This is a genomic window from Xanthomonas sp. NCPPB 1638 (assembly GCF_041475635.2).
Lineage (GTDB): Bacteria > Pseudomonadota > Gammaproteobacteria > Xanthomonadales > Xanthomonadaceae > Xanthomonas > Xanthomonas cucurbitae.
Genome location: NZ_CM192984.1, coordinates 3,779,137 through 3,804,598, shown reverse-complemented (window position 1 = coordinate 3,804,598; position 25,462 = coordinate 3,779,137). Strand labels below are relative to the sequence as shown.

Sequence of the window (25,462 nt, the reverse complement as noted above, 5' to 3'; positions counted from 1 at the left end):
GACGCGGTGTTCTGCATGAAAACGGGCCGTCGGCTGAGTGAGTTGTTTTCCTTCCCTGGCTTCGCGGCGGAGTCCACGCTCAAGGGCGTGTTCGGCGCCCCGAAGGCGCGGATCGTGACCTTGCGGCGCCGAAAAAAACGGCCGTGTGTTCCAACTGTGGCCATCGGTGTCGCAGCCGCTACGACAAGCGCCTGTGCCGCGCCCGCGACTTGCGGGCGGCCGGCTGGATGCTGTTCGTGGAGTTCGAGCGCTGGCGGGTCGATTGCCCGGGGTGCGGCGGCGTGCACGTAGAGCGGCTGGACTGGCTGGCCAAGAATCCGCGCTACACCGAGCGATTCGCCCTACATGTGGGCAATCTGTGCCGAAGCATGACGCACAAGGCCGTGGCTGAGCTGGAGCGCCTGCACGACAGCACGGTCAAGGAGCTGTCCAAGCTGTACATGGCCGAGCAGGTGCGCCGGGCGGGGACGCCGGCGCCGCGCGCCATCGGCATCGACGAGATCGCGATCCACAAGGGCCATGACTACCGCGTTGTGGTCAGCGATCTGGAGCGCGGCCGACCGATCTGGTTCGGCGGCAGTGGGCGCACCGAGGCGGACATCGACCAGTTCTTCGCCGAATTGGGCCCAAAACGCAGTGCTGGCATCGACGTGGCGGTGATGGACATGTGGCGGCCGTTTCGCAACTCGGTGGGCAAGAACGCGCCCAACGCCAGCATCGTGTTCGACAAATTCCACATCATGCGCCACCTGTCCGACGCGCTCGATCAGGTGCGGCGCGACGAGTACAAGCGCCTTCAAGGCCAGGATCGCAGTTACATCAAGGGCCAGCGTTACACCCTGCTGAGCAATCGCGAAAACCTTACCCTGGACGGTCGGAAGGCGCTCGCCAAGTTGCTGGCGGCCAACAAACGTCTGAACACGGCGTACCTGCTGAAAGAGTCCTTCGGGCAGCTGTGGAGCTACCGCACCGAGCGAGGTGCACGGGAGTTCTTCGAGCGCTGGAAGCAGAGTCTGCGCTGGCAGCGGCTTGCGCCCTACCAGACGTTCGTGGGGATGATCGAGCGGCACTGGGACGGCATCGCGGCGTACTGCAGGCCGGAGAACAAGGTCAGCCTCGGCCTGGTGGAAGGGCTCAACAACAAGATCCGGGTCATCCAGCGCAGCGCCTACGGCTATCGCGACGAGGAGTTCCTGAGGCTCAAGATCATCGCCAGCTTCCTGCCCGCGCTACCCGAAAATGCTCGATTGCACCCACAGTGATCCGCGAAGACCCGAAAATTGAAGCCAGTTCGAATGATCAATGGTGGCCAGTCCAGTGTAGCGATGTGAAAATGATCAAGAATGACGGTCATAGTCCGATCCAGCGTTAGAATTGACAGTCGCGGCCTGAGGCAAGTCGCAGTCCACGCGCCGCTGCGTGTGTCCTGCGCCGCGGTCATCCTGCCCGGCCTTGTCGCCGGTTGCGTGCGGCCACGCGTGCCAGGCCCGTATCGCGCAATCTGCATCACCGTCAACGGCCCCCAGTGCGGGGCCGTGTCGTTGCTGCCGTCGGCGCCGCGTGTGCGGGGTGCGGTCGCGTTCACAATTCACTACGGGCCCGACGCTAGGCTGGTTCAGGCAGATGACAATGGCGGCAACTTTCGGCACTGTCTTGCTGTCGGACCCGTTCACCGCCTCTTTGTCGGCCCTGCGCCGAGAGCCATTCGATGACCTATAACGTTTCTGCGTCCATGAAGGCCGGCCTGCTCGCGCTGGTGTTGACCACGCCGATGGCCTTGCTCGCACGTGCCGATACTGCGCTGCCGGCAGCCGCCACGCCTGAGCAGGCGACCGCGACCAAGCTTGTCTACGGGCTGCTCTCGGACAGCCGCTATGCCTACCGCCCACGCAGCCTGGACGAGGCGATGGCGCAGGACGTGTTCAAGCGCTACCTGGAAACCCTGGATGGCGGCAAACAGTTCTTCACCCAGGCCGATGTCGACAGCTTCGCGTCGCTGAAGGCGGGCGTGGGCGACGCCTTGCAGGGCGGCAAGCTGGAGCCGGCGTTCCAGGTGTTTTCGGTCTACAAGAAGCGGGTCGACCAGCGCGTCAAGTACGCGCGCGATCTGCTCAAGCAGGATTTCGATTTCACCGGCAATGACAAGTTCGAGTACGACCGCAAGGACGTGCCGTGGGCGGCCGATGACAAGCAGCTGGATGCACTGTGGCGGCAGTCGGTGATGAACGACTGGCTGCGCCTGAAGCTGGCCGGCAAGAAGCCCGACGACATCCGCAAGACCCTGGACAAGCGGTACGCCACGCTGGCCGATTCGGTCAACGAGCTCAAGGGCGAGGACGTGTTCCAGTTCTTCGTCAACGCTTATACCAACGCGGTGGATCCGCACACCGACTACTTCACCCCGCGCACGGCCGAACGCTTCAACCAGCAGATGTCGCTGTCGCTGGAAGGCATCGGCGCGCAGCTGCAGAAGCAGGAAGACATGGTGGTGATCCGCGAGGTGATCCCGGGCGGCCCGGCGGCCGTGAACGGAACGCTGAAGCCGGGCGATCGCATCGTGGGCGTGGGGCAGGGCAAGAGTGGCGTGATCGAGGACGTCATCGGCTGGCGCATCGATGACGTGGTGGAAAAGATCAAGGGCAGCAAGGACACCCAGGTGCGCCTGGAGTACATCCCGGCCGAGTTGGGCATCGACGGTGCGCACCGCACCCTGACCCTGACCCGGCAGAAGGTCCGCCTGGCCGAGCAGGCCGCCAAGGGCGAAACCATCACCCTGCCAGCCAAGGGTAGCGAGCCGGAGCGGCGTGTCGGCATCATCAAGCTGCCGGGCTTCTACCAGGATTTCGAGGGGCGCCGCCGCAATGCCACCGACTACGCCTCGGCCACGCGCGATGTCGCCAAGCTGCTGGCCGGCTTCAAGACCGACAAGGTCGACGGAGTGGTGCTGGACCTGCGCAACAACGGCGGCGGCTCGCTGGACGAAGCGATCGAACTGACCGGCCTGTTCATTGAACAAGGTCCGGTGGTGCAGGTGCGCGAATCCGGCGGCCGGGTCACCGTCAACGGCGACAGCAATCCCAAGGTGGCCTGGGATGGTCCGCTGGGGGTCCTCATCAACCGTGGCTCGGCCTCGGCCTCGGAGATCTTCGCCGGTGCCATCCAGGACTATGGCCGCGGCCTGGTGATCGGCGAAACCAGCTTCGGCAAGGGGACGGTGCAGAACATCGTCGACCTGGACCGCTGGCCGGCTGCCGAAGGCCAGCGCTATGGGCAGGTCAAGCTGACGATTGCGCAGTTCTTCCGCATCAGCGGCTCCAGCACCCAGCACAAGGGCGTGGTGCCGGACATTGCTTTCCCGGCCAGCGTGGACGCGACCGAGTTTGGCGAAAGCACCTACGACAACGCCTTGCCGTGGACGCGCATCGCCGCCGTGCCGCATACCCAGTACGGCAACTTTGCGCCCTTGCTGCCCAAGCTGCAGACACTGCACTCCACGCGCATCGCCAGCGACAAGGAGTTCCAGTGGTGGGAAGAAGACGTCAAGCAGTTCCGCGACGAGAAGGCCAAGAAGTACATCTCGTTGAACGAAGCCGAGCGTCTGGCCGAGCGCAAGAAGCAGGACCAGCAACGCAAGGACCGCCAGCAGATTCGTAAGCAGCTGGGGCTGCCGCTGGACCCGCTGGCCGATGACACCGACGACGGGTTGACCGGCAACGAGCGCGACATCGTCAAGGACACCGCGCGCGAGAAGGCCGCCGAGAAGCGCCCGGATCCGCTGCTGCACGAATCGGCGGCGATCCTGGCCGATGCGCTGGGTCTGCTGTCGCAGGACCGGCCGTTGTCGGCGCAGGTGCTGCCGCAGTCCACCGCGCCCGGAAGCTGGGCCGACTGAGCCCCCGGCGCTGTGTATGACCTCGACGCCACCGCTTGCCGGTGGCGTTTTTCTTGAGCCAACGCGCTGGCCGACGATGCCGCTGCCGGACAACGCCGTTTGGCAACATCAACCCAGCGCCTGCCAGCAGGCTTGCAGTCCCAGCGCCAACAGCGTGCCGAAGAAGACCCGCCGGAACATGTCGGCGGAGATGCGGCGGCGGACCCGGCTGCCTGCCCACAGCCCCAGTGCGGTCGGCAGCAGCGCCAGCAGCGACGGCAGGCCGGCCGTCAGTGGGATGCCGCCGCGCCACACCAGCGCGATCGCCAGCGCCAACGTGGCTGTTCCGAAGCAGCATGCCAGCGCGCGGATCAGCAGCTCGCGCGGCAGGTCCAGCGCAGAGAGGTAGGGCACCACCGGTAGGACCAGCACGCCGGTGGCGCCGCTGAGCAGGCCGCTGGCCAGTCCCGTCAGCGGCCCGGCCCAGCGTTCGTGGCGCGCGGGCAGCGTCCACTGCCAGCGGGCAAGGCCGAGCAGGGAGTAGAGCACCAGCAGCACGCCCAGGCCGGCGCGCAGGCGCCGGGGATCGCCGTCGATCATCACCCCCACGCTGAGCCAGGTACCCGCCACCACCATGGCGAGCAAGGGCCAGAGCCGCCGCAGCAGGGCCACGGGGTGCGCCCCCCACGCCTGTTGTAGATTCGTCACCAGCGAAGGCAGCACCAGCAGCGCGGCGGCCTGTGCCGGCGGCAGCCACAGGCCGAGCAGTCCCATGGCGACCGTCGGTAGCCCCATCCCGGCAACGCCCTTCACCGCGCCGGCAAGCACGAATACGGCGGCGATCAGGAACCAGTGAGATAAGTCTGCAGGCATGCCGGCGAGCATCCGGCCGCCGGTGGCTGCCCGACAAGCTGTGTTTGTTTGAGGCAGACTTCGTCCCAACCGAAGGCTGGGGCGTGGCATGCAGGTAGAGTTCGTCGATCTGCGGATCTTCGTGGCGGTGGCCGAGGCCGGCAGCATCACCGCCGGCGCCGATCGGGTGGCGCTCTCGCTGGCGGCGGCCAGCGCACGCATTCGCGCGCTCGAGCTGCAGCTGGGAGCGGCCGTGTTCGAACGCGGCCGGCGCTGGGTCACGCTGACCGCCGCCGGCCAGGTGCTGCTGCGGCACGCGCGGGTGCTGGCACGGCAGGAGCAGGCGATGCGCAGCGAGCTGGGCGACTACGGACCGGGCGGGCAGGTCACGCTACGGCTGGCCGCCAATACGGCGGCACTGTCCGAATGGCTGCCCGAATGCGTGGCCGATTTCCTGCTGGCGCATCCGCGGGTCGATCTGATCCTGGCCGAGTGCGGCAGCGAGGAGGCGGCCGATGCGGTGCGCGATGAACGTGCCGACCTGGCGGTGGTGGCGGGGCATGCGGACTTCACTGGCCTGCAACGTCGTCCGTTCCGCGAGGATCGCCTGGTGGTGGCAATGGCGGCCAGCCATCCGCTGGCCGGCACCCGCGTGCTGCGCCTGGCCGACATCGCGGACATGCAGTTGTTGGCGCTGTCGGCCGACAATGCCCTGCAGCGTCACCTGCGCACCCACCTGGCCAGGGCCGGCGTGCAGTTGCGCATCCGTGCGCGCGTGCCGGGTATCGACACGCTGTGCCGCATGCTGGCGCGCGGGGTGGGCGTGGCCATCGTGCCGCATGCCGCACTGGCCTGTTCCAGGGCCGGGCAACAGTTGGTGGCCGTGACGCTGGACGAGGCCTGGGCGCAGCGCGCGCTGTCCATCGTCTGGCGGGACACCCCGTCGGCGATCCTGCAGACGCTGCTGGACTGGCTGCAGGCCAACAACGCGACCCGGGCAGGGCTAGGCCGGCGCTGAGCGGCGCTGGGCGCGTGTGCGTTCGGTCGGTGTCGGTGCGGTGCGCGGGATGCGTGTGGACGATCAGCGCGGCCAGTTGAATTCGGCCAGCACCGGAGAGTGATCCGAGGGCAGGATGCCGCCGGGGCGGTCGTCCAGGGTGGCGAAGCGGGTGGGCGTCAAGCCGCGGAACAGGATCCAGTCGATCCGCCGGGTGGGGTGGGTGCTGAAATCCTGGAAGGTGTTTTCCGGCCCGCTGCGGCTGGGCGCACGCACGCGTGCATCGCCCAGCACGGCGGTGAGCGCGGGGTAGGCGCGCTTGTCCGGATCGCTGTTGAAATCGCCGGTCACCACCACCGGGATGTCCGCGGGCAGCTGTGCGATGCGCGACAGGATCAGTCGGGCACCTTGTTCGCGGGCCGGCTCATCTGCATCGCGGTGCGGCAGATGCGTGTTGAACAGGTAGAACCGGCGCTTGTCGCCACGACGCTCGAACAGCGCCCAGGTGACCATGCGCGGTAGGTCCGTGCCCCAGCTGCTGCTCCCGGGCACGTTGGGTGTTTCCGACAGCCAGAAGTCGCCCGATTCGACCACCGTCAGCACGCGGTTGTCATAGAACACGCCCATGTGCTCATCGCCGCCATCGGCGCGACGTCCCTTGCCGAACCAGCGGTAGGCCGGCAAGTGCGCGGCAAGATACTGTGCCTGCTCCTGCACCAGCTCTTGGGTGCCGACGACATCCGGATGCGCCTGACGGATCAACGCGACCATGGCATCGCGACGCGCCTGCCAACGTTTGTCGCCGTCGGTATCCACCGGCACGCGCACGTTGAACGACATCACCCGCAGCGGCGCGCTCGGCGTTGTCGCCAGCGCGGGCAGGGCGATGCACAGGACGGCGACGCTGGCGAGAAGGCTGTGCAGTAGCATCTGCGCGATCGGGCGTGGCATGCAGGCGAACTCCATTGGGGGAAACAACACCCCGCGAGACTAACCGGCCATGATGACCGCTGCTTTACCGCAGCGATGGCCTGTGCGAGTTCCCGCAGTGGCCGTTGCAAGATGTGCAGCACACCACGACCTTTCGCAACCGGCTCACCCGGTTCGCGCGGCCCGGTTCCAGCGGGGCGGTGGTATCGGATCGCTACGACATTGACCGCGTCATTCGCAAGTATGGGGCACCATTTTGCGCGAACGCAGCGCGTCGCTGGACGAGGTGGCTGCCAGCGCCGACAGCGAGGACGCGCTGGTGATGGTGTGGGAGAACGGGGCGGCGCGGCAGGAGTGGGCGCCGGCGCAGGCGCGTGCCCGCGCCAACGCTGCGCGCCTCTGATCGGCAGCACGCTGGCATGGGTATGCTGCCCCCATCGACGAGGCACCGCTGTCGCCCGCCTCGCCGCCATTGGAGGTGATGACGCGCGGCGGTGCCCAGCCAGCGGATGAACCGCCGATGCCCTGAGCAAACGGCGCGACGCCGCGCGCACAGGGGTTGCAGCTATGCTTTGGCCGGTTTTGGATGATGGAATCTTCCCATGTCTCGTACTTCCCTGATCGCGCAGGGCGCGCTGCTTGGCGCGCTGGCAACCCTGGCCGGCTGCGGCGGCAGCAAGGGCGACACGATGCTGATGCGCGAGTCGTTCGATTCCGACGACACCTACTCGCGCAACGTCGCCGCGACCTCGGCGCAGGCCTGCGAGGCGGCACGACGCGTGCTGTTGAGCCAGGGCTATGCGGTGACACGAGCAGACGCGACCGGCGTGGAAGGCAGCAAGAACTTCCAGCTCAAGGACGCCGAGCAAAGCGAGCAGCTCAACCTGCGCATTTCCTGCGCCAGCCAGGATGGCGGCAAGGCGCAGGTGTTCGTCAGTGCGCTGCAGGATCGCTATGCCTTGAAGAAGAGTTCAACCTCGGCCAGCGTCGGGGTCGGCATGTTGGGGTCGTTGTCGTTGCCGGTGGGCAGCAGCGGCGACTCGTTGGTGCGTGTGTCCAGCACCACCGTGCAGGACGCGGCCTTCTACAAGCGCTTTTTCGAGCGCCTGACCTCGTACTTGCCCAAAGTCACCCAGGCGGTGTCCGCCACGGCGGCGCCAGTACCCGCAGCGATGGCGCCGCGTCCGCCGGCAGCACCCGCTGCAGCAACCGCGCCCGCCGTACCGCCTGCGCAGCCATCCGCTGCCAACGCGTCGGTGGGGTCAGCCGCGGCAACACCGGCGGAGGTGGCGCAGCCCCCGGTCGCGCCCTTGCCGGTAGAGGCACAGGACCCGCCGCCGGCGCCGGCCAAGGCACCGCCGCATGAGCCGTCGACGCAACCGTGACGTTCGGTTCATGCTCCGCTCCAAAGCCTGAATAGTCGTAAGCGCGCTTCACGTGATGTTCTCGACCGGGCGAACAGAGTGCGCGCCATGACTCGCCGAGCGGGCGAGAACGATGGAGACCGACGATGAACATCAAGACATCCCTGCTGGGACTGACCATGATCGGCCTGATGGCGACCAGCAGTCTTGCGCAGGCGCAGCGTTACTCGCATCAGGGTTTGTACACGGAAGCCGATGAGGGCCGCAAGTTTTCCGACGGTACGCGCGTGCGCTGCCGCAACGTGGAAGTGCAGCAGAATTCGACGGACCCCAATCGCATCGGCGGCACCTTGGCCGGGGCGGCCATTGGCGGTCTGTTGGGCAACCAGGTAGGTGGCGGCAACGGCAAGAAGCTGGCAACCGTCGCCGGTGCAGTAGCCGGTGGCGCGGCAGGCCGCACCATCCAGGGCAACCGCCAGCAAGCCAACGGCAACCGCCGCGTCGAGCGCGTCTGCGAACGTCGCTGAGTTCGCTGCAGTGAATCCGCAAAGCCCCGGTCATGCCGGGGCTTTGCCGTTGTAATCGAGAAAACAACGCCTTCAATCCCCGCCGTTGTGCGAATGAGCAAATTCCAGCAGCTGTGCCGGCAGCGTGCTTCTTCCTCCACCTGCGTGGCCACGCGGCATGCCGTGCGTTCCCGCTTGGTGACGCTGTGCTGTGCAGTCGTGCTGGTCGCTACGCAGCCGCTGCAGGCGGCGACTGCTGCGCCCAGCGCCGACTGCGTCCAGGCGCTGTTGCAGCGGCTGGGTTGGACCATTCGCGAGGCAGCGGTCGACGCGCCGGTCATTGCGCGCGGCGCACCCTGTACACGGGAATCGCTGGCAAAGGCGCAGGCCGCCGGCGACCTGCAGGCAACCTTGCCGGCCGGCTGGGGCGCGCCGCAACGCGGTGCCGCCCTCAAGGCGTTGCTGGAGGATCCGGCCACGCATTGCGCCTATGGGTTCGAGGTCGGGGCCGCAACACGGCGTGCAGTGACCCAACTGCAGAACAACCCGAACTACCGTTTTTCGGCGGTGCAGCTGGGCTGGATCGGCTTTGGCTGGCGTGGCGCGGCGGCGCAGGGCTGGAGCGGGTTTCGCAGCTTCGGCCGTGGCTATCAACCACACGGCAGCAACGCGCAGGCACTGGATGCGTTCTACCGCGGCCATGTGCGCTCCGAATGCGGAGTAGGGCGGCAGGTGGCCCAGCTTGCCACCCAGCGCCAGTTGTATGGCGATGCCGGATTCGACCAGGTGTTCACGCCCGGCGAGCTGTCGATCGGCACCTTCCTGACCCTGCACGATACCGACAGCATTCTGCTTGGCGCGCACGCTGGTGAATTCCTTGCCGATGGCAAGGCGGTCAAGACCTCACGACTGGGGCGGCAGGCCTTCGTGGGCGCACCGGGTTTCATCGCGCATGTATTGGACAAGGCTTATCTGGACGATATCCATAACCAGGCCGAAAACTTCGTGGTGGTGGATGTCAGCGATGCGGCCGCGCAGGCACTGGCGCAGCATGGCGGCTTTGCGCATTACGATGCACTCAACCGGCGGATCTGGGAATTGTCCAAGCCGCTGCGCGGGCCGGGAAAACGGCGATTCGAACGCTTGCTCTACGAGCGCGACGCCTCGTTGCGCGCGAGCCTGGATCCGCCGCAGCAGGTGCAGCTGCAGGAGTTGCAGCGGCTGCTGGACGATCCGTTCTACCAGGGCTTTCTGGTGTACGTGCATCCCAAGGGCATCAAGCCGATCGGCTATCACGTGGCGCGGTTGCTGGACCGTAACCCGCGCACGCCCTACGCCATCGACCTGACCCTGCACAATCTGCACACCACCTTGTACTGGCGCTGGATCCACTGGCAGCTGCAACAGTGCGCCACCAGCAGCGCCACGGAACAATCCATTGAGAATTCCGCCACGCCGACGCAGGCCGGGCGTGGCACCCTGCATTGAACAGACAACGAGGAGCACGTATGGAACTGGGGATGGTGGGTTTGGGCCGCATGGGCGCCAACATGGCCGAGCGTCTAGTACACGGCGGGCACCGCGTGCATGGCTACGATCTGGGCGCCGACGCGCGCAGCGGTGCGCAGGCCAAGGGGATTGTGACTGCAGACGCGTTGGAATTGCTGGTGTCCGCGTTGCCGAGCCCGCGCGTGGTGTGGCTGATGGTGCCGGCCGGCAAGATCGTCGATGAAACCCTGGCGCAATTGCTGCCGTTGTTGCAGGCCGGCGATATCGTCATCGATGGCGGCAATTCGTACTACAAGGATTCGCAGCGCCGTGCCGCGCAGTTGCAGGCCAGCGGCATTGCCTTTGTCGATTGCGGCACCAGCGGCGGCGTGTGGGGCCTGCAGGAGGGCTATAGCCTGATGGTCGGTGGCGAAGAGGCCGCAGTGGCCACCCTGCATCCCATCCTGGCCACGCTGGCACCGGCACCTGACAAGGGCTGGGGGCGGGTGGGCCCCAGTGGCGCCGGTCACTTCACCAAGATGGTTCACAACGGCATCGAGTACGGAATGATGCAGGCCTACGCGGAAGGCTTTGCGTTGATGCAGCACAAGACCGATTTCGCGCTGGACCTGCACCAGGTTTCGGAAATCTGGCGCGATGGCAGCGTCGTGCGCTCATGGCTGCTGGACCTGACCGCCGATGCGCTGCGCCACAATCCCACCATGGGGGGCATTGCGCCGTTCGTGGCCGATTCGGGCGAGGGCCGCTGGACGGTGGCCGAGGCGATCGATCTGGAGGTCTCGGCGCCGGTCATCACGCTGTCGTTGATGGAACGGCTGCGCTCGCGCGACAAGGATTCGTTCACCGACAAGCTGCTGGCGGCCATGCGCAACCAGTTCGGCGGACACGCGGTGATGCGCACCACCGCGCCGCCACCGACCGGCAGCGAGCAGGCATGAAGACGCCTTGCGTGGACCGCGCCCGCCCTGGATGAGCGCGGCCGCAGGCGTGCCGGTGCGCAGCCGGCCCCTACGGCGAGGCGGTGCGCACCCCATCCAACCATTGCACCTGGCCGGTTGCCGCGCTTTGCTGGGCCAGCTCCAGCAATTGCATCACCTGCACCGCATCCGCAACGCTGACCGGTGCCGGCCCGTTGCCGGCCAGTGCGTCGCGGAACGCGGCGTAGCATTGCCGGTAATCGCCAGGCAGGGTGTCCGGTTGATGGGTATGCACGCGGCCTTCTTCATCCACCCGCGTCAGCGTGCCGGGCGAAGGGTCCACGCCCCAGCCAGCGGTGCCCGGGCGGCGGCCGGCGCGGAGCTGGTCTTCCTGCGGATCCAGGCCGTGTTTGAGATAACTGCCGCGAGTGCCATGCACCGCAAAGCGCAGCCGGTTGTCGGCCACCAACGAGCCGGCGTGCAGGATCACCCGCCGCCGCGGGTAGTGCAGGATGACGTGGAAGTAGTCGTCGCTGCGCGCCTGGCTGCGTTGCTGCTGCAGGTCGGCCGCGATCGCCTGTGGCGCGCCGAACAGCTGTAACGCCTGGTCGAGCAGATGTGGTCCCAGGTCGTACCACAGCCCGGCACCCGGGATCTCGCTTTCGCGCCAACGGTTGCGCACCTGTGGGCGATAGCGGTCGAAATGCGAGTGGAATTCCACCACCTCGCCCAGATGACCCTCGTCGATCAGCCGACGCACGGTGAGGAAATCCGCGTCCCAGCGGCGGTTCTGGAACACGCTGACGATGCGCCCGGCCACGGCCGCCGTGTCCACCACTGCACGCGCCTGACTGGCATCCAAAGCGAACGGTTTGTCCACCAGCACATGCTTGCCGGCGGCCAAGGCCTGCAGGGCGAATGGGGCGTGGGTCTGGTTGGGCGTGGCCAGCACCACCGCATCCAGGGCTGGATCGGCCAGAGCGACGTGAAGATCGGCAAGAACGGCAACCTCGGGCAGGTCGGCCTGCACCTGTTGCGGCCTGGACGACACCACGCTGTGCAGCCGCAGGCCGGGTGTGGCCGCGATCAGCGGTGCATGGAAGGTGCGACCGACGTAGCCGTAGCCGACGAGGGCCAGATTGAACGGTTTAGGCATTGAAAACGGTTCATCGCAACAATCAAGGAGACCTGCATGGTAGTGCACCGACCGGTGTGTGCCAGGTTCACAACCCTTGCATGCGGCAGTCACGTCTGCTCGACGAGACGCGCTGCAAGCTTGGCCCACCTTCAACAGGAGTGGCTGGAAATGAAGAACATCACGCATGCACGCAAGCTGCTGGCGCTGTCGTTGTCGCTGGGCCTGACCCTCGGTGCGACGCAGGCATTCGCCGCTCCGCAGGACATGGGGGCACACAAGGATCATGCCGCCGGCATGAACGAGTCCAAGAAGCCGGTGACCGATACCTGGATCACCACCAAGGTCAAGGCCGATCTGCTGGCGACCGACAACGTGTCCGGCACCGACGTCAAGGTCGAGACCAAGAACGGCATCGTGACGCTGACTGGTACGGTTGCCACCCAGGCCGAACACGACAAGGCAGTGGCCGTTGCCAAGGGCATCGAAGGCGTGAAGAGCGTCAAGTCGACCGGCCTGAAGGTCACTGCGAAGAAGTAAGACCGCTGCAAATGCCGGTCCCGCTGCGGCGAGGCGGCGGGACCGACACCAGGCGCACTCCACGGAGTGCGCCTTTTTTGTCGTCCGCACCACAGCGCTGTTACGACGGTCATCAAGACAGGCCGATGGAAAGGATGGCACTCTCGCCGTTTTCACGGGGACTGCACGTATGCTATGCCTATTCAGTTATGTCGTGGTCGAACGTGACTTTGCTGAATAATTCATCTCAACCCGGCCAGGATCGGAGACAATGCCGGGTCGCGCCAACACGCCGCAAGCGGATACAGACCTGGCAATGCAGATAACGGTCCAAGCAGACAAATGGGATCGCTGGCGAATGCCCTCGCTGGTGTTCGCCGTGTGCCTGATCGTGGTGGTGCCTGCCCTGCTGCTGCAGCAGATGGCGGGCAATGCCAATCGGGCGGCCGTACGCGTCACCCACAGCCACGACGTGCAGGAAACCGCGCAACGCCTGGAGGCGGCGATGCGCGACGCCGAATCTGCCGCGCTGATGCGTTCGCATGGCGTGGGGCGCCCGGCGCTGGTCGAGCGCATGCGCCGCGGCCGGATCGAGGCGCTGGCGGCAGTGGCGCGGCTGATCGCCTTGACCAGCGACAACCCGGCGCAGCAGGTGCGCATGGGGCGCATCCAGAGCACGATCGAGCGTCGCCTGTTGCTGGCCGAACGCATTGCGGCGACCACCGACCCGGTGCGGATCCGCGCGCTGATCGAAGAAATGACGGTCAACAACCCGATCCGGGTGCTGATCGACGAATTGCAGGGTGCCGAAGGCCGGTTGCTGGAGTTGCGCAACGCCCGTGCGGAGACCGAACGGGTGCATTTCGCGGTACTGAGCTGGGCGGCGTTGGCGGTGCAGCTGCTGCTGCTCACTTCGGTGATCTGGCTGCTGCAACGGCAGATCCGGCGTCGCCTGGCGGCCGAGCAGGAGTATCTACGCGCCAGCGGCCGCGCCAATTCGGTGCTGCAGACCGTGCGCGAGCCGATCGTGCTGCTGGACTCGCGCCGGCGCATCGTGCTGCACAACCCTGCATTCGCCGAACTCTACGGGCTGGAAGAACGCGGCAACGAGCTGATGGCGCTGGAAGACGTGGGCGATGGCGTCTGGCGCGACCAGCAGTTCCACCAACGACTGGCCGACGTGCTGCTGCGCGACCGCGAGCTGTGGGATTTCGAACACGAACAGCGTGCCGCCGACGGCGTGCTGCGCACCATGCTGATCAACGCGCGGCGCATGCCCCTGCCCGATGCCGCCGACGAGGACGTGGTGCTGATGACGGTCAGCGACATCAGCGTGCAGAAGGCCACGCAGCTGCGCATCCAGGAACTCAACCGGCAGATGGAAGGCAAGGTGGAGCAGGTCTCGGAGGTCAACCGCGAGCTGGAAGCCTTCAGCTATTCGGTCTCGCACGACCTGCGCGCGCCGCTGCGCCATGTGGCCGGGTTCTCGGACAAGCTGGCACGCCACCTGGGCGATGCGGCGGACGAGAAATCGCGGCATTACATGGAGGTCATCAGCAGCTCGGCGCGGCGCATGGCCTCGCTGATCGACGACCTGCTGGTGTATTCGCGCCTGGGCCGCAGTGCGCTGCGGCTGCAGGCGGTGGACATGCAATCGCTGGTGGCCGAAACGCGCGCGATCCTGGATTCGAACGTGCAGAGCGAGAACACCGGTCATCGCGTGGAATGGCACATCGCGCCGTTGCCGGTGCTGGTGGCCGACGAAAACATGATGCGCCAGCTGTGGATGAACCTACTGGGCAACGCGGTCAAGTACAGCGCCAAGCGCGAGGTGGCCCGGATCGAGGTCACCTATGCGCTGACCCAGGAAGGCGGCCACCAGTTCAGCGTGCGCGACAATGGGGCCGGTTTCGACATGGAATACAGCCCCAAGTTGTTCGGCGTGTTCCAGCGGCTGCACAAGGCCAGCGAATACGCCGGCACCGGGATTGGCCTGGCCAGCGTGCGACGCGTGTTGGCCCGCCACGGAGGCCGCATCTGGGCCGAAGGCGCCGTCGATGAAGGTGCTACGTTTTATTTCGAGCTTCCCCCTGCGCTTGAAGCGCCCAACCAAGAGTTCATTGCATGAGCGCCATTCGTACCATTCTCCTGGCAGAAGACAGCTCGGCCGACGCAGAAATGGCGGTCGATGCGCTGCGTGAAGCCCGTTTGGCCAACCCTATCGTGCATGTCGAAGATGGCGTGGAAGCGATGGATTATCTATTGCGCCGCGGCGCGTTCGCCGGCCGCGAAGAAGGCCTGCCGGCGGTGCTGCTGCTGGACATCAAAATGCCGCGCCTGGATGGGCTGGAAGTGCTCAAGCAGGTGCGCAGCGACGAAGCGCTCAAGCGGCTGCCAGTGGTGATCCTGTCCTCTTCCCGCGAAGAGAGCGATCTTGCGCGCAGCTGGGATCTGGGCGTCAATGCGTATGTCGTCAAGCCGGTGGATGTGGACCAGTTCTTCACCGCGGTCAAGACGCTGGGGACTTTCTGGGCAGTCATCAACCAGGCGCCGGAGCTGGACTGAACCATGCCTTATGAGGGTGGCAAGCTGGAGCAGCTGAAGATCCTTTTGGTGGAAGATTCGCCAGAAGACGCCGAGCTGTTGTCCGATCAACTGCTGGATGCCGGCATCGACGCGGTGTTCGAGCGTGTGGACAGCGAGCCGTCGTTGTGTGGCGCGCTGGAGGCGTTCCAGCCGGACATCGTGTTGTCGGACCTGAGCATGCCCGGTTTTTCCGGTCATCAGGCGCTGCGTCTGGTACGCCAGGGCGGCGCCACTCCCTTCATCTTTGTCTCCGGCACTATGGGCGAGGACACCGCCGTCAAGGCGCTGCAGGATGGCGCCAACGACTACATCATCAAGCACAACCCCACCCGCCTGCCGAGCGCGGTGATGCGCGCCATCCGCGACGCACGTGCCGAGCAGGAACGCCAGCGCGTGGAGAGCGAACTGATGCGGGCACAGCGGCTCGAGAGCCTGGCAATGCTGGCGGCCGGGTTGAGCCATGATCTGCGCAACATCCTGCAGCCGTTGCTGATCGTGCCCGACCTGCTGGCCGGACGGACCGATGATCCGCAACTGCGGCAGCTGGCCAACGTCGTGGCCGAATGCGGCCGGCGCGGGCACGAGATGGCCGAATCCATGCTGTCGTTCGTGCGTGGCTCCAACAAGCCGCGCGAGCAGGTGTCCGTCGCCAGCCTGTTCCAGGGGGTGCAGATGCTGCTCAGGAGCAGCCTGCCCGATGGCGTGCGCCTGCAGATGGACCCGATCGCGGCGGATCTGACCATCGAGGCTAACTACACCGAATTGCAGCAATGCCTGCTCAACCTGGGCCTGAACGCGATCCAGGCAATGCCCGGCGGCGGCACCCTGGTACTTGGGGCCGACCGCTTCGATGCCACGCGTGTGCGCATGCGCGTGGCCGACACCGGCATGGGTATGAGCGATGAGACCCAGGCACGCTTGTTCAGCCCGTTCTTCACCACCAAGGTCGATGGCACCGGCCTGGGGCTGATCTCGTGCAAGCGCATCGTGGAAAGCTATGGCGGCAGCATTCAGGTGGACAGCCGCCTGGGCGAGGGAACCCGCTTCGACATGCTGGTGCCGATGCGCGCGGTCGCCACGCCGGTGGTCGATACCGAGCTGCCGCTTGCGCTGGGCCAAGGCCAGCGCATCCTGCTGGTGGATGGCGAGGCCACGCGCCTGTCGCTGCTGGGCAATGCACTGTCCAGTCAGGGCTACCAGCCACTGCTGGCCAACGATGGCGCTGCGGCACTGCACCTGGTGCAGCAGCACGTCATGCCGGACCTGGTCATCATCGACAGCGACATCCTGATGCTGTCGGCGGTGAGCGTGTTGTTGAGCATGCAGGAGCTGGGCTACCAGGGGCCGGCGATCGTGCTTGAAGACGTCGGGACGCCGCTGCAGCGCGTGCATTTTCCCACCGACATCCCGGTGCACGTGTTGCGCAAGCCGCTGGAGATGCGCAGGGTCTTCCGCGCGGTCGCGCATGCGTTGGAAGTGGCCTGACGCACGCATGGAGTGCGCGCAGGCCGATCCGTGCACCTGCAACAGTTGACGCTGATGCCGGCTGCATGCGCGAATAGTGCATGACCACCGTGCTTCTCAGCCTCGGCAGCAATGTCCAGCCGACCCATTATCTGCGCCTGGCCGTGGCGGCCTTGCGCGCGCGTTTCGGACCGCTCACGGTGTCTCCGGCGTACCGCACGCCGGCAGTCGGCTTCGACGGGCCGGACTTCGTCAACAACGCGGTGGCACTGCACACCGAGCTGGACCTGCAGGCGCTGGATCGGTGGTTGCACGCGCTGGAAGATGCGCATGGCCGCGACCGCAGCGGGCCGCGCTTCAGCAACCGTACGCTGGACGTGGACGTGGTGTTCTTCGGCGATTGCATCGTCGAGGGCCCCGGGCATTTGCGCATCCCGCGCCCCGAGCTCAGGCATGCGTTCGTGCTCAAGCCGTTGGCCGATATCGCGCCGGAGTTCGTGGATCCGTTGAGCGGGCACACACTGGCCGCGCTCTGGCAGGCGCATCCGCAGCACGGCACTCCGTTCACCACGGTGGAGCTGGATGCTGCGCCCACGGCGGTGGAGCTGGCGCGGTAGCTGGACGTGTAGTGCTGCAGCACCATGCTTGCTTGCTCGGCGCAAGCAGCCGCGCTAACTGAGCTGGCGGCCGCCATCCACATGCAAGGTGTGGCCAGTGACGAAGCGAGCGTCGTCCAGCAACCAGCGCACTGCTTCGGCGATTTCTTCCGGCGTGCCGATCCGCGCCAGCGGCGTACGCGCCAGCAGGGCCTGCTTGGCCTCGTTGGCCTTGCCTTCCTCCGGCCACAGGATCGCGCCGGGCGCCACCGCATTGACGCGCACCTCCGGGGCCAGCTCCAGCGCGAGCGACCGGGTGAGCATTTCCAGCGCGCTCTTGGAGGCGCCATACAGCGGGTGGTTGCGCATCGGCTGCTGGGCGTGCAGGTCGGTGAGATTGACGATGGCACCGCGGTGCTGGCGCAGCTGCGCGGCGGCGGCCTGGGCGATGAAGAACGGCGCACGCGCATTGACCGCGAACAGTTCGTCCCATTGTGCCGGGGTGGCCTGGCCCAGTGCGGTGGGGTAGAAGGCCGAGGCATTGTTGACCACCGCATCCAGGCGGCCGAAGGCGGTGATGCAGTCGTTCACCAACTGGGCGGGCGACTGCGGCAGGCGCAGGTCGGCCTGCAGTGCGCACGCGCTTCCCGCACGCTGCGTGCACAACTCAGCCACGCGCGCGCTCAGCGCCTGGCCGGAGCGGTGTGCATGCAGGGCCACGCGATAGCCGGCGGCGTGCAGCGTGGTGGCGATCTGCGCACCGATGCGGCGGCCTGCGCCGGTGACCAACACCACCTTGGAACTGTCTGTCATGGCGTACTCGCTCGGCGTTGCGGAGGGCTCGGCTATCCTGTGCATTGTCTTCGCAACCGGTGCCCGCATGCACGCCGACCTTCCCACTCCCGATCCGGACGCCCTGGCCCACAGCGAGCGCTTGGCCGCGCACCTGCGCGCCGAAATCCAGGCCGCCGGCGGGGCGATTGCGTTCTCGCGCTTCATGGAACTGGCGCTGTATGCGCCGGGCTTGGGCTATTACAGCGCCGGGTCGAGCAAGTTCGGTGAGGCCGGCGATTTCGTCACCGCGCCCGAGCTGGGGCCGCTGTTCGCCGCCACCGTCTCCGGCGCGCTGGCGCCGGTGCTGCAGCAACTGGGGCCGCAGGCGCGGGTGCTGGAAGTGGGGGGCGGTAGCGGTGCGTTTGCCGAGGTCACGCTCAAGCGGCTGCTGGAGCTGGACGCGCTGCCGGAGCGCTATGCCATTCTCGAACCCAGCGCCGACCTGCGTGAACGCCAGCGCGAGCGGCTGGGGCGCAGCCTGATTCCGCCGGTGTTCGATCTGGTCGAGTGGCTGGATGCACCGTTCCCCGACGATTGGGACGGCGTACTGTTCGCCAACGAGGTGATCGATGCCTTGCCCACGCCACGCTTTGCGATGCGCGATGGGCAGGTGTATGAGGAAACCGTGGTGCTGGATGCGCAGCAGCAGTTCATGCGCGGTGAGCAGCCGGCCGATGCCTTGTTGAGCGCAGCGGTACGGCATCTGGAGCGCTATCTGGAACAGCCATTGCCCGATGGCTATCGCTCCGAGTTGCTGCCGCAACTGCCGTACTGGATCCAGGCGGTGGCCGGTGGCCTGAAACGCGGTGCGATGTTGTTCGTCGACTACGGTTACCCGCGTGGCGAGTTCTATCGTGCGCAGCGCGAGGACGGTACCTTGCGCGCGTTCTATCGTCACCGCATGCACGAGGATCTGTACCGCTGGCCGGGTCTGCAGGACCTGACCGCCTCGGTGGATTTCACCGCCTTGGCCGAGGCCGGCACCGGCGCCGGTTTCGAGCTGGCCGGTTACTGCACGCAGGCCAGTTTTCTGCTGGGCAATGGCCTGGATGCGTTGCTGGCCCAGGCCGATGCGCGCACCGATGAGGTCGGACGCATGCGCCTGCGGCAGCAGGTCAAGCAGCTCACCTTGCCCAGCGAAATGGGCGAGCGTTTCCAGGTGATGGGTTTTGCGCGCGAGGTGGATTTCGCCCCTGCCTTCCTGGCCGGCGATCTCACGTGGCGGCTGTGACGGCGGCGCTGCGGCCGTTCCACCGGCCGGCGCTGTGGGTGGGGCTGTGGATCGCGGCGATCGTGGTGCTGATCGCGGTGTGCCTGGGACCACCGCCGGAATTTCCCGAGCTGCCCTCCAACAGTGACAAGGCCGAGCACTTCCTGAGCTTCGCGCTGCTGAGTTGGGGAGCGGTGCAGTTGTTCGCAACCCGTCGCGCGCTGTTGCTGGCCGCATTCGGGCTGGTGCTGCTGGGGATCGGTATCGAGATTGCGCAGGGCGCGTTGACCACCAATCGCAGTGCAGATCCGTACGATGCCCTGGCCGATACGCTGGGCATTCTTGCCGGGCTCTGTCTGGCATGGACGCCGTTGCGGTGGGTGATGTTGCGACTGGATCAGCGCTTGTTTGGTGCACGCTGATTGTTTGGCAAGAAGGTGCGTGTGGGGCTGTGGATTCGCTGCAGGGCCCTTGCCCGCCCACCATCGCGGGACACGCCGCAAGTACGTCCCTGTAGGCTCTTACGCGGCATCCATGCCGCGTAAGGTCCCGCGACGGTAGGCGGGCAAGGACCAGTCGAGTTGGTCGGTGTGCAAGGTTTTCAACAAGCAATCAGCAAGCTGGCGAAGCAGTGTCTCGCTCTTCAATAGACCACCGGCCTACTGTCTGGTGCGGTGTCCTCGCCGCTTGCGGCATGGATGCCGCCAACGAGCCCCCATGGATGGGTTCACGGCGTGTCCCGCGAGCGGCGAGGGCACCGCGCGCCCGACTCACTCGGTTTTTCACTCTATCTACGCGCCGCTGCGACTCGATACCCCCGGTCGCTAGGAGCCGATCCAGTCATTTGGGTGGGTCATTTCAGTGCAGTAGTCGTCCACCTGGCTACTGCGTCAGCATTGATCCGCGCCCTCAGGCAGGCATACGCACTGCGCGTTCACGTAGCCATTTGGTGGCCACCCACTTTTCGCCTGCCAACACCGGTACGCCGGCATGCAGGCTGCGTGTCATCGGGTGCGGGCGGTCGTAGCTGAAGAACACCGCGTTGCCCTTGACCGCCGCCACCTCCAGATGCGCATCGGGAAAGCGCGTGGCGCCACCGCGTTCGGGCGTGTTGAGGTACATCACCAACGAGGCGACGCGCTGGCCGCCAGCCTGCAGCAGCACGGGCGTGCCGGCCGCATCGGGGTCGAAGTAATCGTAGTGCGGCCGATACTCCGCGCCGGTGGCGTAGCGCAGCACCTGCAATCCTTCGCCGTGCTCTAGCGGCCAGTCGAGCAGGCGCGCAATGCGCGCTTCGATCCGTTGGCATAGCGCATCCTGGCCCAGCTGCAGGCACATGCTGTCGCTGGTGCGTGCGGCGTGCACGATTTGCGTGCCACTGCCGTTGTCCACGGTGCGCGAGCGCGCCAGGCGCGGCTGTGCCAGCGCGATCAAGGCATCGCATTCGTCATCGCACAGGAAATCCTCCAGCACTACCACGCGTGGCAGCAGCAGGCTGACCAGCACGCGGACGTGGCGGTCGCCCAGGTCCAGCAGCGAGGCGTCGTCGTGTTGCAGCAGCGCGGGCACGCGCACCGGCAGCGGCAGGCCGTTCGCCTGTGCATGCCGTTGGATGTGGTCGCGCACCAGCGCTTCGACCGCGTCGATGGCGTCCTGCGCGTTCCAGCCCTGATCGAGCAACGGTTGCAGCGCCTGTTCGGGCGGTTGTCCGGCCACGGCCTGCGCCACGATCCAGTCGGCCAGTGGGGATGGGATATCGAGCAATGTCATCCCGCTACAGTGCATGTTTTCGTGTGTCAGCAATATGTCAAATATGTCGCGGTAAGACAAATGCAACAGACGGTCCCTATAAAGGTGACGGGGATCTTGAACGTGCTCGCCACTGCAGTGAGCGGAACGCAACCAATTCTTGACGACTCCTCTTCATACCGGACCTTTTGACCTGGAGATCAGCCGCATGTCCGTTCGCAACAGCAGCAAAACACTTCTCATGACCTTTGGTACCGCGCTGGCGCTGTCGGCCTGTGGTGGCGGAGCCGACCGTGTCGCTTCGCCGGGCGAGGGCGCGTTTCCGCCGGCACCAGCACCAGCACCAGCGCCGACGCCAGCGCCTACCCCCGCACCGGCACCGGCACCCACGCCGACTGGCCCGGCCGCCGATTGCCCGACCGGTTTCTCCAACGTCGGCACCATCGCCAACAACACGCTGCGTGCGTGCCAGTTGCCGGAAACCATCAACGGCAACCTGGTCGTCCCCGCGCGTGCCGGTACCGCCTATTCGATCAGCGGCCGCGTCAATGTGGGTACCGATCGCGGTGGCAATGCCACCGCACCAACGGCCGGCAGCACGCAGGGCATCCTGACTGTCGAGCCGGGCGTCACCTTGTATGGCTCCTCGGGCAGCGACTACATCGTGGTCAACCGCGGTTCGCAGATCTTTGCCGAAGGCAGCGCCACCGCGCCGATCGTGTTCACCGCAAGGCAGGCGTTGGAAGGCCAGGTCAATGCGAACACCATCGGCCTGTGGGGCGGCATCGTGGTATTGGGCCGCGCGGCGATCAATAACTGCCCGGGCACCACCGTCTCCGGCACGCCCGAGTGCCAGGCGCAGGTGGAAGGCACTAACGCGTTCTATGGCGGCAACAGTGCCACCGACAACAGTGGTTCGATGCGCTACCTGCGCGTGATGTACTCGGGCTTTGAAATTTCGCCCAACAACGAGTTGCAGGGCATCACCCTGGCCGGCGTGGGCAGTGGCACACGCCTGGACTACGTGCAGATCCACAACAGCTCCGACGACGGCATCGAATGGTTCGGTGGCACGGTCAACGGCAGCCGTGTGGTCATCACCGGTGCCGATGACGATTCGCTGGATACCGATGCTGGCTGGAGCGGTGCATTGCAGTTCGGCATCGTGGTGCAGCGCGCCGGTGGCGGCGACCGCATGAACGAGTGGAGCAGCCTGCGTCGCCAGCCCTATTCGCGCCCGAAGGTGGCCAACTTCACCTACGTGGGCAATGCGCGCGCCGGTGCGGCAATCATGCTCAACCAGGGCACGCAGGCCGCGTTCTACAACTCGGTGGTCACGCGTCCGGCCGGTGGCACCGGTGATGGTCTGGTGTGCTTCAACCTGGCCGATACCGACACGCTCGGCACCTTCGACTCGGTGTTCTTCGCCTGCCCGACGGCCTTCGGTAGCGACGCGCGTGCGGCCACCCAGTTCGCCGCCGGCACCAACAACGTCGCCAACGGTGTGTCCACGTTGCAGAACACCTTCGTCAACGGCGCCAACGAAAGCGCCGTGCCGGCCTTCCAGGGCTTGAACGGGGTGAGCAGTTTCTTCCAGCAGGTGAACTACATCGGTGGCGTGCGTGATGCCAACGACACCTGGTGGCAGGGCTGGACCTGCGGCCTGACCGCCGATCGTCCCTGCTGAGGCACGGCATCGCGCGGCGGCCCGATGCTGCCGCGCGATGCGTCCCGCTTCATCTTTCTGTTGCCAGGGCTCCCACGATGCGAACCTCCACTGTTGCCCGTCTCTCGCGGACGGGCCTGTCTCTTTCCATTTCCACCTTGCTGATGTCCGGCGCCGCGTTGGCGCAGTCGACCACCAGCGATGCTGCCGGCGGCAGCAGTTCCAGTGCCGCTATTGCGCCCAAGCAACTCGACCAGGTCGTGGTGCGCGGCGAATACATTCCCGAACCAATGCTGCAGACCTCCGAAGTGGCCTCGTTCGTTACCCGCGAGGACATGGAGCGCACCGGCGACAGCAGTGCCGCCGTGGCATTGACGCGGGTGACCGGCTTGAGCCTGTCGCGTGGCAAGTATGTGTATGTGCGCGGCCTGGGCGAGCGCTATTCGTCGGCGCTGTTCAACGGCTCGCCGCTGCCCAGCCCCGAGCCGATGCAACGCGTGGTGCCGCTGGATCTGTTTCCCAGCGAGGTGCTGGCCAGCGTCACCGTGCAAAAAACCTACTCGGCCGATTATCCCGGCGAATTCGGTGGCGGTGTGATCGATCTGCAATCGATGACGGTGCCGGAAAAGCCGTTTCTTTCGCTTACCTTGGGCGGCGGCGCCAACAGCGTCAGCACCGGCGAGAAGGGCCTGACCTACTACGGCTCCGGCGATGACGAGTGGGGCTATGACGATGGCACACGCAAGCAGCCGGGTGCGTTGCGCGATGCGATTCGCAGCGGACGCCGCGTGGACCTGGGCAATTTCCCGCGCGAGGACATCCGTCGCATCGGCCGCAGCATGAACAATGCGAACCTGTACGTGCTGCAGGAAAAGGACAGCATCGCCCCGGACGTCAATGTCGGCGGCAGCGCTGGCTACAGCATGGACATCGGCGAAGCCCGGCTGGGCATCCTGGCGGTGGCCAGCTACGACAACGAGTGGCGCACGCGCACCGGCAAACAGCAGGACGGCATCTTTGTCGGCGACAGCGTGGAGTTCAATTCCAATTACGATTTCGCCACCACCCGCAACAATGTGCGCACCAACGGCATGCTGGGCCTGGGGTGGGAATACGGACGCCACAAGATCGGCTGGACCACCTTGTACGTGCACGATGCATTGAAGGTGGCGCGCAGCCGCGCCGGCCGCGACGAGCTGGCCGGTTTCGATGTGCGCGACGACAATACCGAGTGGTATGAGCGCCAGCTCATCAACAACCAGCTGCTGGGCTCGCATGCGTTCGGCGACTATGACGATCTCAAGATCGAATGGCGCGCGGCAGTGGCCAATGCCAGCCGCGACGTGCCGTACGAGACCGGCATCCGCTACGAGCTGCTGGATGGCTATTGGGCCCACGATGCCTCGCGCGTGCAGAACTACACCCGCTTCAGCAAGGTCGACGATCAAGTGGCAAGCGGTGGCGTAGATGTCACCTGGCGCCTGCCGATGGAGCACGACCTCACCGTCAAGGGCGGTCTGGCGTACCTGGACAACGACCGCAGCGCATGGAACCGCGAGTTCCGGTTCCTGGCGTTGGACGGCCCGCTGCCGTTCCTGAACCAGTATCAGCGCGTGGATTATCTGCTCTCCGATTACAACATCAGCAACGATCTGCTGCGACTGCGCGAGACCACCGGCAGTTTCGGTGCGGCGGCCTACGACGCCACCTTGAAGGTCAAGGCGGCGTACCTGCAGGCCGAAGGCGAACTCGTGCCGACCCTGCGTGGCACGGTTGGCGTGCGCTATGAAGATGCCACCCAGGCGGTGCACCCGTACGACATTTTCAGCGGCACACGCCAGGACAGTGTGGCCCCATTGGAGAACAGCTACGCGCTGCCGTCGGCCACGCTGACCTGGAACTTCGCCGACAACCAGCAGCTGCGCTTCGGTGCGTCCAAGACCATCGCGCGGCCACAGTTCCGCGAAATGGCGCCGCAGCAGTATCTGGACCCGGATATCGATCGCCAGTTCTTCGGTAACCCGTTCCTGGTGGATAGCGAGCTGGTCAATCTGGATGCGCGTTACGAATGGTTCTTCGAACCGGGCCAGTACGTCACCGTCGGTGTGTTCTACAAGGACATCGACAAGCCGATCGAAGCCATCGTCAACGATGCACCCGGCGGCGGCATCGTGCAGAGTTTCATCAATGCGCCCAAGGCCAACCTCTACGGCATCGAGCTGGAAGCCAAGACGTATCTGGACCTGCCGATCGCTGCCGACTGGTGGGGCGACAAGCGCTTGTTCGTGTCCGGCAACTACACGCGCACCACGTCCGAGGTAAGTGCCAGCGCCGGCGACACCGTGCAGCCATTCGGCTTCAGCGCGCCAGTGCAGGCCAATTTGTTCATTCGCGATGGCTCCGCGCTGCAGGGGCAGTCGGACGACATCGCCAACCTGCAGATCGGTGTGGAAAGCGAGAGCACCAACAGCCAGGCCACCCTGATCGCCAACTACGTAGGCGAGCGGATCTCCGCACGCGGCCGTCCCGGCCAGCCGGATTACATCGACAAGCCGGGCACCTCGCTGGATCTGGTGATCCGGAAGGGGCTGGTGTGGTCGGGCGATACGTTGTCGGTGAATTTTGCAGCGCGCAACCTGCTCAAGACCAAGTATCAGGAATACCAGAAGGTGGGCAGCAACCGAGTGGACCTCTACAGCTACCAGCCCGGCATCAACTATGACATCAATGTGACGGCGCGCTTCTGATCCGCCACGC

The 25,462-nt window shown here is 65.9% G+C and carries 22 protein-coding genes; 17 read left to right on the top strand and 5 right to left on the bottom strand.

From position 1 onward, the window contains the following. Positions 1 to 143: 143 nt before the first annotated feature. Both ACCQ13_RS16435 and ACCQ13_RS16430 read left to right on the top strand, forming a co-directional pair. Positions 144 to 1,262 (top strand): ISL3 family transposase, encoded by a 1,119-nt coding sequence (locus ACCQ13_RS16435; RefSeq protein ID WP_159406429.1) that lies wholly within the window; start codon positions 144 to 146, stop codon positions 1,260 to 1,262. Between the two features lie 470 nt (positions 1,263 to 1,732). Further along, entirely contained in the window at positions 1,733 to 3,892 is a 2,160-nt protein-coding gene (locus ACCQ13_RS16430; RefSeq protein WP_208800710.1) for a carboxy terminal-processing peptidase, read from the top strand. A gap of 108 nt (positions 3,893 to 4,000) precedes the next feature. Here ACCQ13_RS16430 and ACCQ13_RS16425 read toward each other — a convergent pair whose 3' ends face one another. After that, complete coding sequence (locus ACCQ13_RS16425) at positions 4,001 to 4,744, bottom strand: sulfite exporter TauE/SafE family protein (protein WP_104602505.1); 744 nt, start codon at positions 4,742 to 4,744, stop codon at positions 4,001 to 4,003. A gap of 88 nt (positions 4,745 to 4,832) precedes the next feature. Here ACCQ13_RS16425 and ACCQ13_RS16420 point away from each other — a divergent pair, with 88 nt between their 5' ends. Then, entirely contained in the window at positions 4,833 to 5,741 is a 909-nt protein-coding gene (locus tag ACCQ13_RS16420) for a LysR substrate-binding domain-containing protein (protein WP_372372307.1), read from the top strand. Positions 5,742 to 5,804: 63 nt separating this feature from the next. Here ACCQ13_RS16420 and ACCQ13_RS16415 read toward each other — a convergent pair whose 3' ends face one another. After that, entirely contained in the window at positions 5,805 to 6,671 is an 867-nt protein-coding gene (locus tag ACCQ13_RS16415) for an endonuclease/exonuclease/phosphatase family protein (RefSeq protein WP_104602504.1), read from the bottom strand. Between the two features lie 235 nt (positions 6,672 to 6,906). Between ACCQ13_RS16415 and ACCQ13_RS16410 the strand changes: the two genes are divergently transcribed. From ACCQ13_RS16410 to gnd, 5 genes are all read left to right on the top strand, one after another. After that, positions 6,907 to 7,053 carry a hypothetical protein gene (locus tag ACCQ13_RS16410; RefSeq protein ID WP_372372444.1) on the top strand — a complete coding sequence of 49 codons (147 nt, stop codon included), beginning with the start codon at positions 6,907 to 6,909 and terminating at the stop codon, positions 7,051 to 7,053. Positions 7,054 to 7,252: 199 nt separating this feature from the next. Further along, entirely contained in the window at positions 7,253 to 8,035 is a 783-nt protein-coding gene (locus ACCQ13_RS16405; protein WP_274391977.1) for a DUF2242 domain-containing protein, read from the top strand. 125 nt (positions 8,036 to 8,160) lie between these two features. Then, positions 8,161 to 8,541, top strand: coding sequence for a glycine zipper 2TM domain-containing protein (locus ACCQ13_RS16400; protein WP_372372306.1), 381 nt, complete (start codon positions 8,161 to 8,163; stop codon positions 8,539 to 8,541). Positions 8,542 to 8,685: 144 nt separating this feature from the next. After that, complete coding sequence (locus ACCQ13_RS16395; protein WP_104602503.1) at positions 8,686 to 10,008, top strand: hypothetical protein; 1,323 nt, start codon at positions 8,686 to 8,688, stop codon at positions 10,006 to 10,008. A 20-nt stretch (positions 10,009 to 10,028) separates the two neighbouring features. Next, the gene (gene gnd, locus ACCQ13_RS16390) at positions 10,029 to 10,967 is read left to right on the top strand and encodes a phosphogluconate dehydrogenase (NAD(+)-dependent, decarboxylating) (RefSeq protein WP_372372305.1); all 939 of its coding nucleotides are present in this window, start codon (positions 10,029 to 10,031) and stop codon (positions 10,965 to 10,967) included. A 70-nt stretch (positions 10,968 to 11,037) separates the two neighbouring features. On the opposite strand, the gene ACCQ13_RS16385 is transcribed toward gnd, so the two are convergent. Beyond that, positions 11,038 to 12,102: an oxidoreductase gene (locus tag ACCQ13_RS16385; protein WP_104602432.1), complete on the bottom strand. Its 1,065-nt coding sequence runs from the start codon at positions 12,100 to 12,102 to the stop codon at positions 11,038 to 11,040. Positions 12,103 to 12,252: 150 nt separating this feature from the next. Between ACCQ13_RS16385 and ACCQ13_RS16380 the strand changes: the two genes are divergently transcribed. From ACCQ13_RS16380 to folK, 5 genes are all read left to right on the top strand, one after another. Then, entirely contained in the window at positions 12,253 to 12,621 is a 369-nt protein-coding gene (locus ACCQ13_RS16380) for a BON domain-containing protein (protein WP_170066948.1), read from the top strand. A gap of 295 nt (positions 12,622 to 12,916) precedes the next feature. Beyond that, positions 12,917 to 14,728 carry a sensor histidine kinase gene (locus tag ACCQ13_RS16375; protein ID WP_372372304.1) on the top strand — a complete coding sequence of 604 codons (1,812 nt, stop codon included), beginning with the start codon at positions 12,917 to 12,919 and terminating at the stop codon, positions 14,726 to 14,728. Then, positions 14,725 to 15,165 (top strand): response regulator, encoded by a 441-nt coding sequence (locus ACCQ13_RS16370; RefSeq protein ID WP_104602431.1) that lies wholly within the window; start codon positions 14,725 to 14,727, stop codon positions 15,163 to 15,165. Before ACCQ13_RS16375 ends, ACCQ13_RS16370 begins: the two co-directional genes overlap by 4 nt. Before the next feature lie 3 nt (positions 15,166 to 15,168). After that, a complete protein-coding gene (locus tag ACCQ13_RS16365) occupies positions 15,169 to 16,671 on the top strand; it encodes an ATP-binding response regulator (RefSeq protein ID WP_104602430.1) in 1,503 nt (500 codons plus the stop codon). A gap of 80 nt (positions 16,672 to 16,751) precedes the next feature. Beyond that, on the top strand, positions 16,752 to 17,267 hold the full coding sequence (gene folK, locus ACCQ13_RS16360) for a 2-amino-4-hydroxy-6-hydroxymethyldihydropteridine diphosphokinase (protein WP_104602429.1): 516 nt from the start codon (positions 16,752 to 16,754) through the stop codon (positions 17,265 to 17,267). A gap of 54 nt (positions 17,268 to 17,321) precedes the next feature. On the opposite strand, the gene ACCQ13_RS16355 is transcribed toward folK, so the two are convergent. Beyond that, entirely contained in the window at positions 17,322 to 18,059 is a 738-nt protein-coding gene (locus tag ACCQ13_RS16355) for a pteridine reductase (protein ID WP_104602428.1), read from the bottom strand. Here ACCQ13_RS16355 and ACCQ13_RS16350 point away from each other — a divergent pair. Both ACCQ13_RS16350 and ACCQ13_RS16345 read left to right on the top strand, forming a co-directional pair. After that, entirely contained in the window at positions 18,058 to 19,311 is a 1,254-nt protein-coding gene (locus ACCQ13_RS16350; RefSeq protein ID WP_208800398.1) for a class I SAM-dependent methyltransferase, read from the top strand. The two genes, ACCQ13_RS16355 and ACCQ13_RS16350, sit on opposite strands and share 2 nt — an antisense overlap. Then, entirely contained in the window at positions 19,299 to 19,712 is a 414-nt protein-coding gene (locus ACCQ13_RS16345; RefSeq protein ID WP_104602427.1) for a VanZ family protein, read from the top strand. The genes ACCQ13_RS16350 and ACCQ13_RS16345 overlap by 13 nt, the downstream gene beginning before the upstream one ends. 487 nt (positions 19,713 to 20,199) lie before the next feature. Here ACCQ13_RS16345 and ACCQ13_RS16340 read toward each other — a convergent pair whose 3' ends face one another. Beyond that, a complete protein-coding gene (locus tag ACCQ13_RS16340; RefSeq protein WP_104602426.1) occupies positions 20,200 to 21,060 on the bottom strand; it encodes a 2OG-Fe(II) oxygenase in 861 nt (286 codons plus the stop codon). Positions 21,061 to 21,247: 187 nt separating this feature from the next. Between ACCQ13_RS16340 and ACCQ13_RS16335 the strand changes: the two genes are divergently transcribed. Further along, positions 21,248 to 22,726, top strand: coding sequence for a beta-helix domain-containing protein (locus ACCQ13_RS16335; RefSeq protein WP_372372303.1), 1,479 nt, complete (start codon positions 21,248 to 21,250; stop codon positions 22,724 to 22,726). A gap of 77 nt (positions 22,727 to 22,803) precedes the next feature. Beyond that, on the top strand, positions 22,804 to 25,452 hold the full coding sequence (locus tag ACCQ13_RS16330; RefSeq protein WP_159407564.1) for a TonB-dependent receptor domain-containing protein: 2,649 nt from the start codon (positions 22,804 to 22,806) through the stop codon (positions 25,450 to 25,452). The last annotated feature ends 10 nt before the right edge of the window (positions 25,453 to 25,462 follow it).

What these genes read in the sequence shown, in the direction of transcription:
- ACCQ13_RS16430 (WP_208800710.1), top strand. Translation starts at nt 1,733, where the DNA reads ATGAAGGCCGGCCTGCTCGCGCTGGTGTTGACCACGCCGATGGCCTTG.
- ACCQ13_RS16365 (WP_104602430.1), top strand. Translation starts at nt 15,169, where the DNA reads ATGCCTTATGAGGGTGGCAAGCTGGAGCAGCTGAAGATCCTTTTGGTG.
- ACCQ13_RS16420 (WP_372372307.1), top strand. Translation starts at nt 4,833, where the DNA reads ATGCAGGTAGAGTTCGTCGATCTGCGGATCTTCGTGGCGGTGGCCGAG.
- ACCQ13_RS16350 (WP_208800398.1), top strand. Translation starts at nt 18,058, where the DNA reads ATGGCGTACTCGCTCGGCGTTGCGGAGGGCTCGGCTATCCTGTGCATT.
- ACCQ13_RS16370 (WP_104602431.1), top strand. Translation starts at nt 14,725, where the DNA reads ATGAGCGCCATTCGTACCATTCTCCTGGCAGAAGACAGCTCGGCCGAC.
- gnd (WP_372372305.1), top strand. Translation starts at nt 10,029, where the DNA reads ATGGAACTGGGGATGGTGGGTTTGGGCCGCATGGGCGCCAACATGGCC.
- ACCQ13_RS16330 (WP_159407564.1), top strand. Translation starts at nt 22,804, where the DNA reads ATGCGAACCTCCACTGTTGCCCGTCTCTCGCGGACGGGCCTGTCTCTT.
- ACCQ13_RS16405 (WP_274391977.1), top strand. Translation starts at nt 7,253, where the DNA reads ATGTCTCGTACTTCCCTGATCGCGCAGGGCGCGCTGCTTGGCGCGCTG.
- ACCQ13_RS16380 (WP_170066948.1), top strand. Translation starts at nt 12,253, where the DNA reads ATGAAGAACATCACGCATGCACGCAAGCTGCTGGCGCTGTCGTTGTCG.
- ACCQ13_RS16375 (WP_372372304.1), top strand. Translation starts at nt 12,917, where the DNA reads ATGCAGATAACGGTCCAAGCAGACAAATGGGATCGCTGGCGAATGCCC.
- ACCQ13_RS16400 (WP_372372306.1), top strand. Translation starts at nt 8,161, where the DNA reads ATGAACATCAAGACATCCCTGCTGGGACTGACCATGATCGGCCTGATG.
- ACCQ13_RS16355 (WP_104602428.1), bottom strand. Translation starts at nt 18,059, where the DNA reads ATGACAGACAGTTCCAAGGTGGTGTTGGTCACCGGCGCAGGCCGCCGC.
- ACCQ13_RS16335 (WP_372372303.1), top strand. Translation starts at nt 21,248, where the DNA reads ATGTCCGTTCGCAACAGCAGCAAAACACTTCTCATGACCTTTGGTACC.
- ACCQ13_RS16385 (WP_104602432.1), bottom strand. Translation starts at nt 12,102, where the DNA reads ATGCCTAAACCGTTCAATCTGGCCCTCGTCGGCTACGGCTACGTCGGT.
- folK (WP_104602429.1), top strand. Translation starts at nt 16,752, where the DNA reads ATGACCACCGTGCTTCTCAGCCTCGGCAGCAATGTCCAGCCGACCCAT.
- ACCQ13_RS16415 (WP_104602504.1), bottom strand. Translation starts at nt 6,671, where the DNA reads ATGCCACGCCCGATCGCGCAGATGCTACTGCACAGCCTTCTCGCCAGC.
- ACCQ13_RS16425 (WP_104602505.1), bottom strand. Translation starts at nt 4,744, where the DNA reads ATGCCTGCAGACTTATCTCACTGGTTCCTGATCGCCGCCGTATTCGTG.
- ACCQ13_RS16340 (WP_104602426.1), bottom strand. Translation starts at nt 21,060, where the DNA reads ATGACATTGCTCGATATCCCATCCCCACTGGCCGACTGGATCGTGGCG.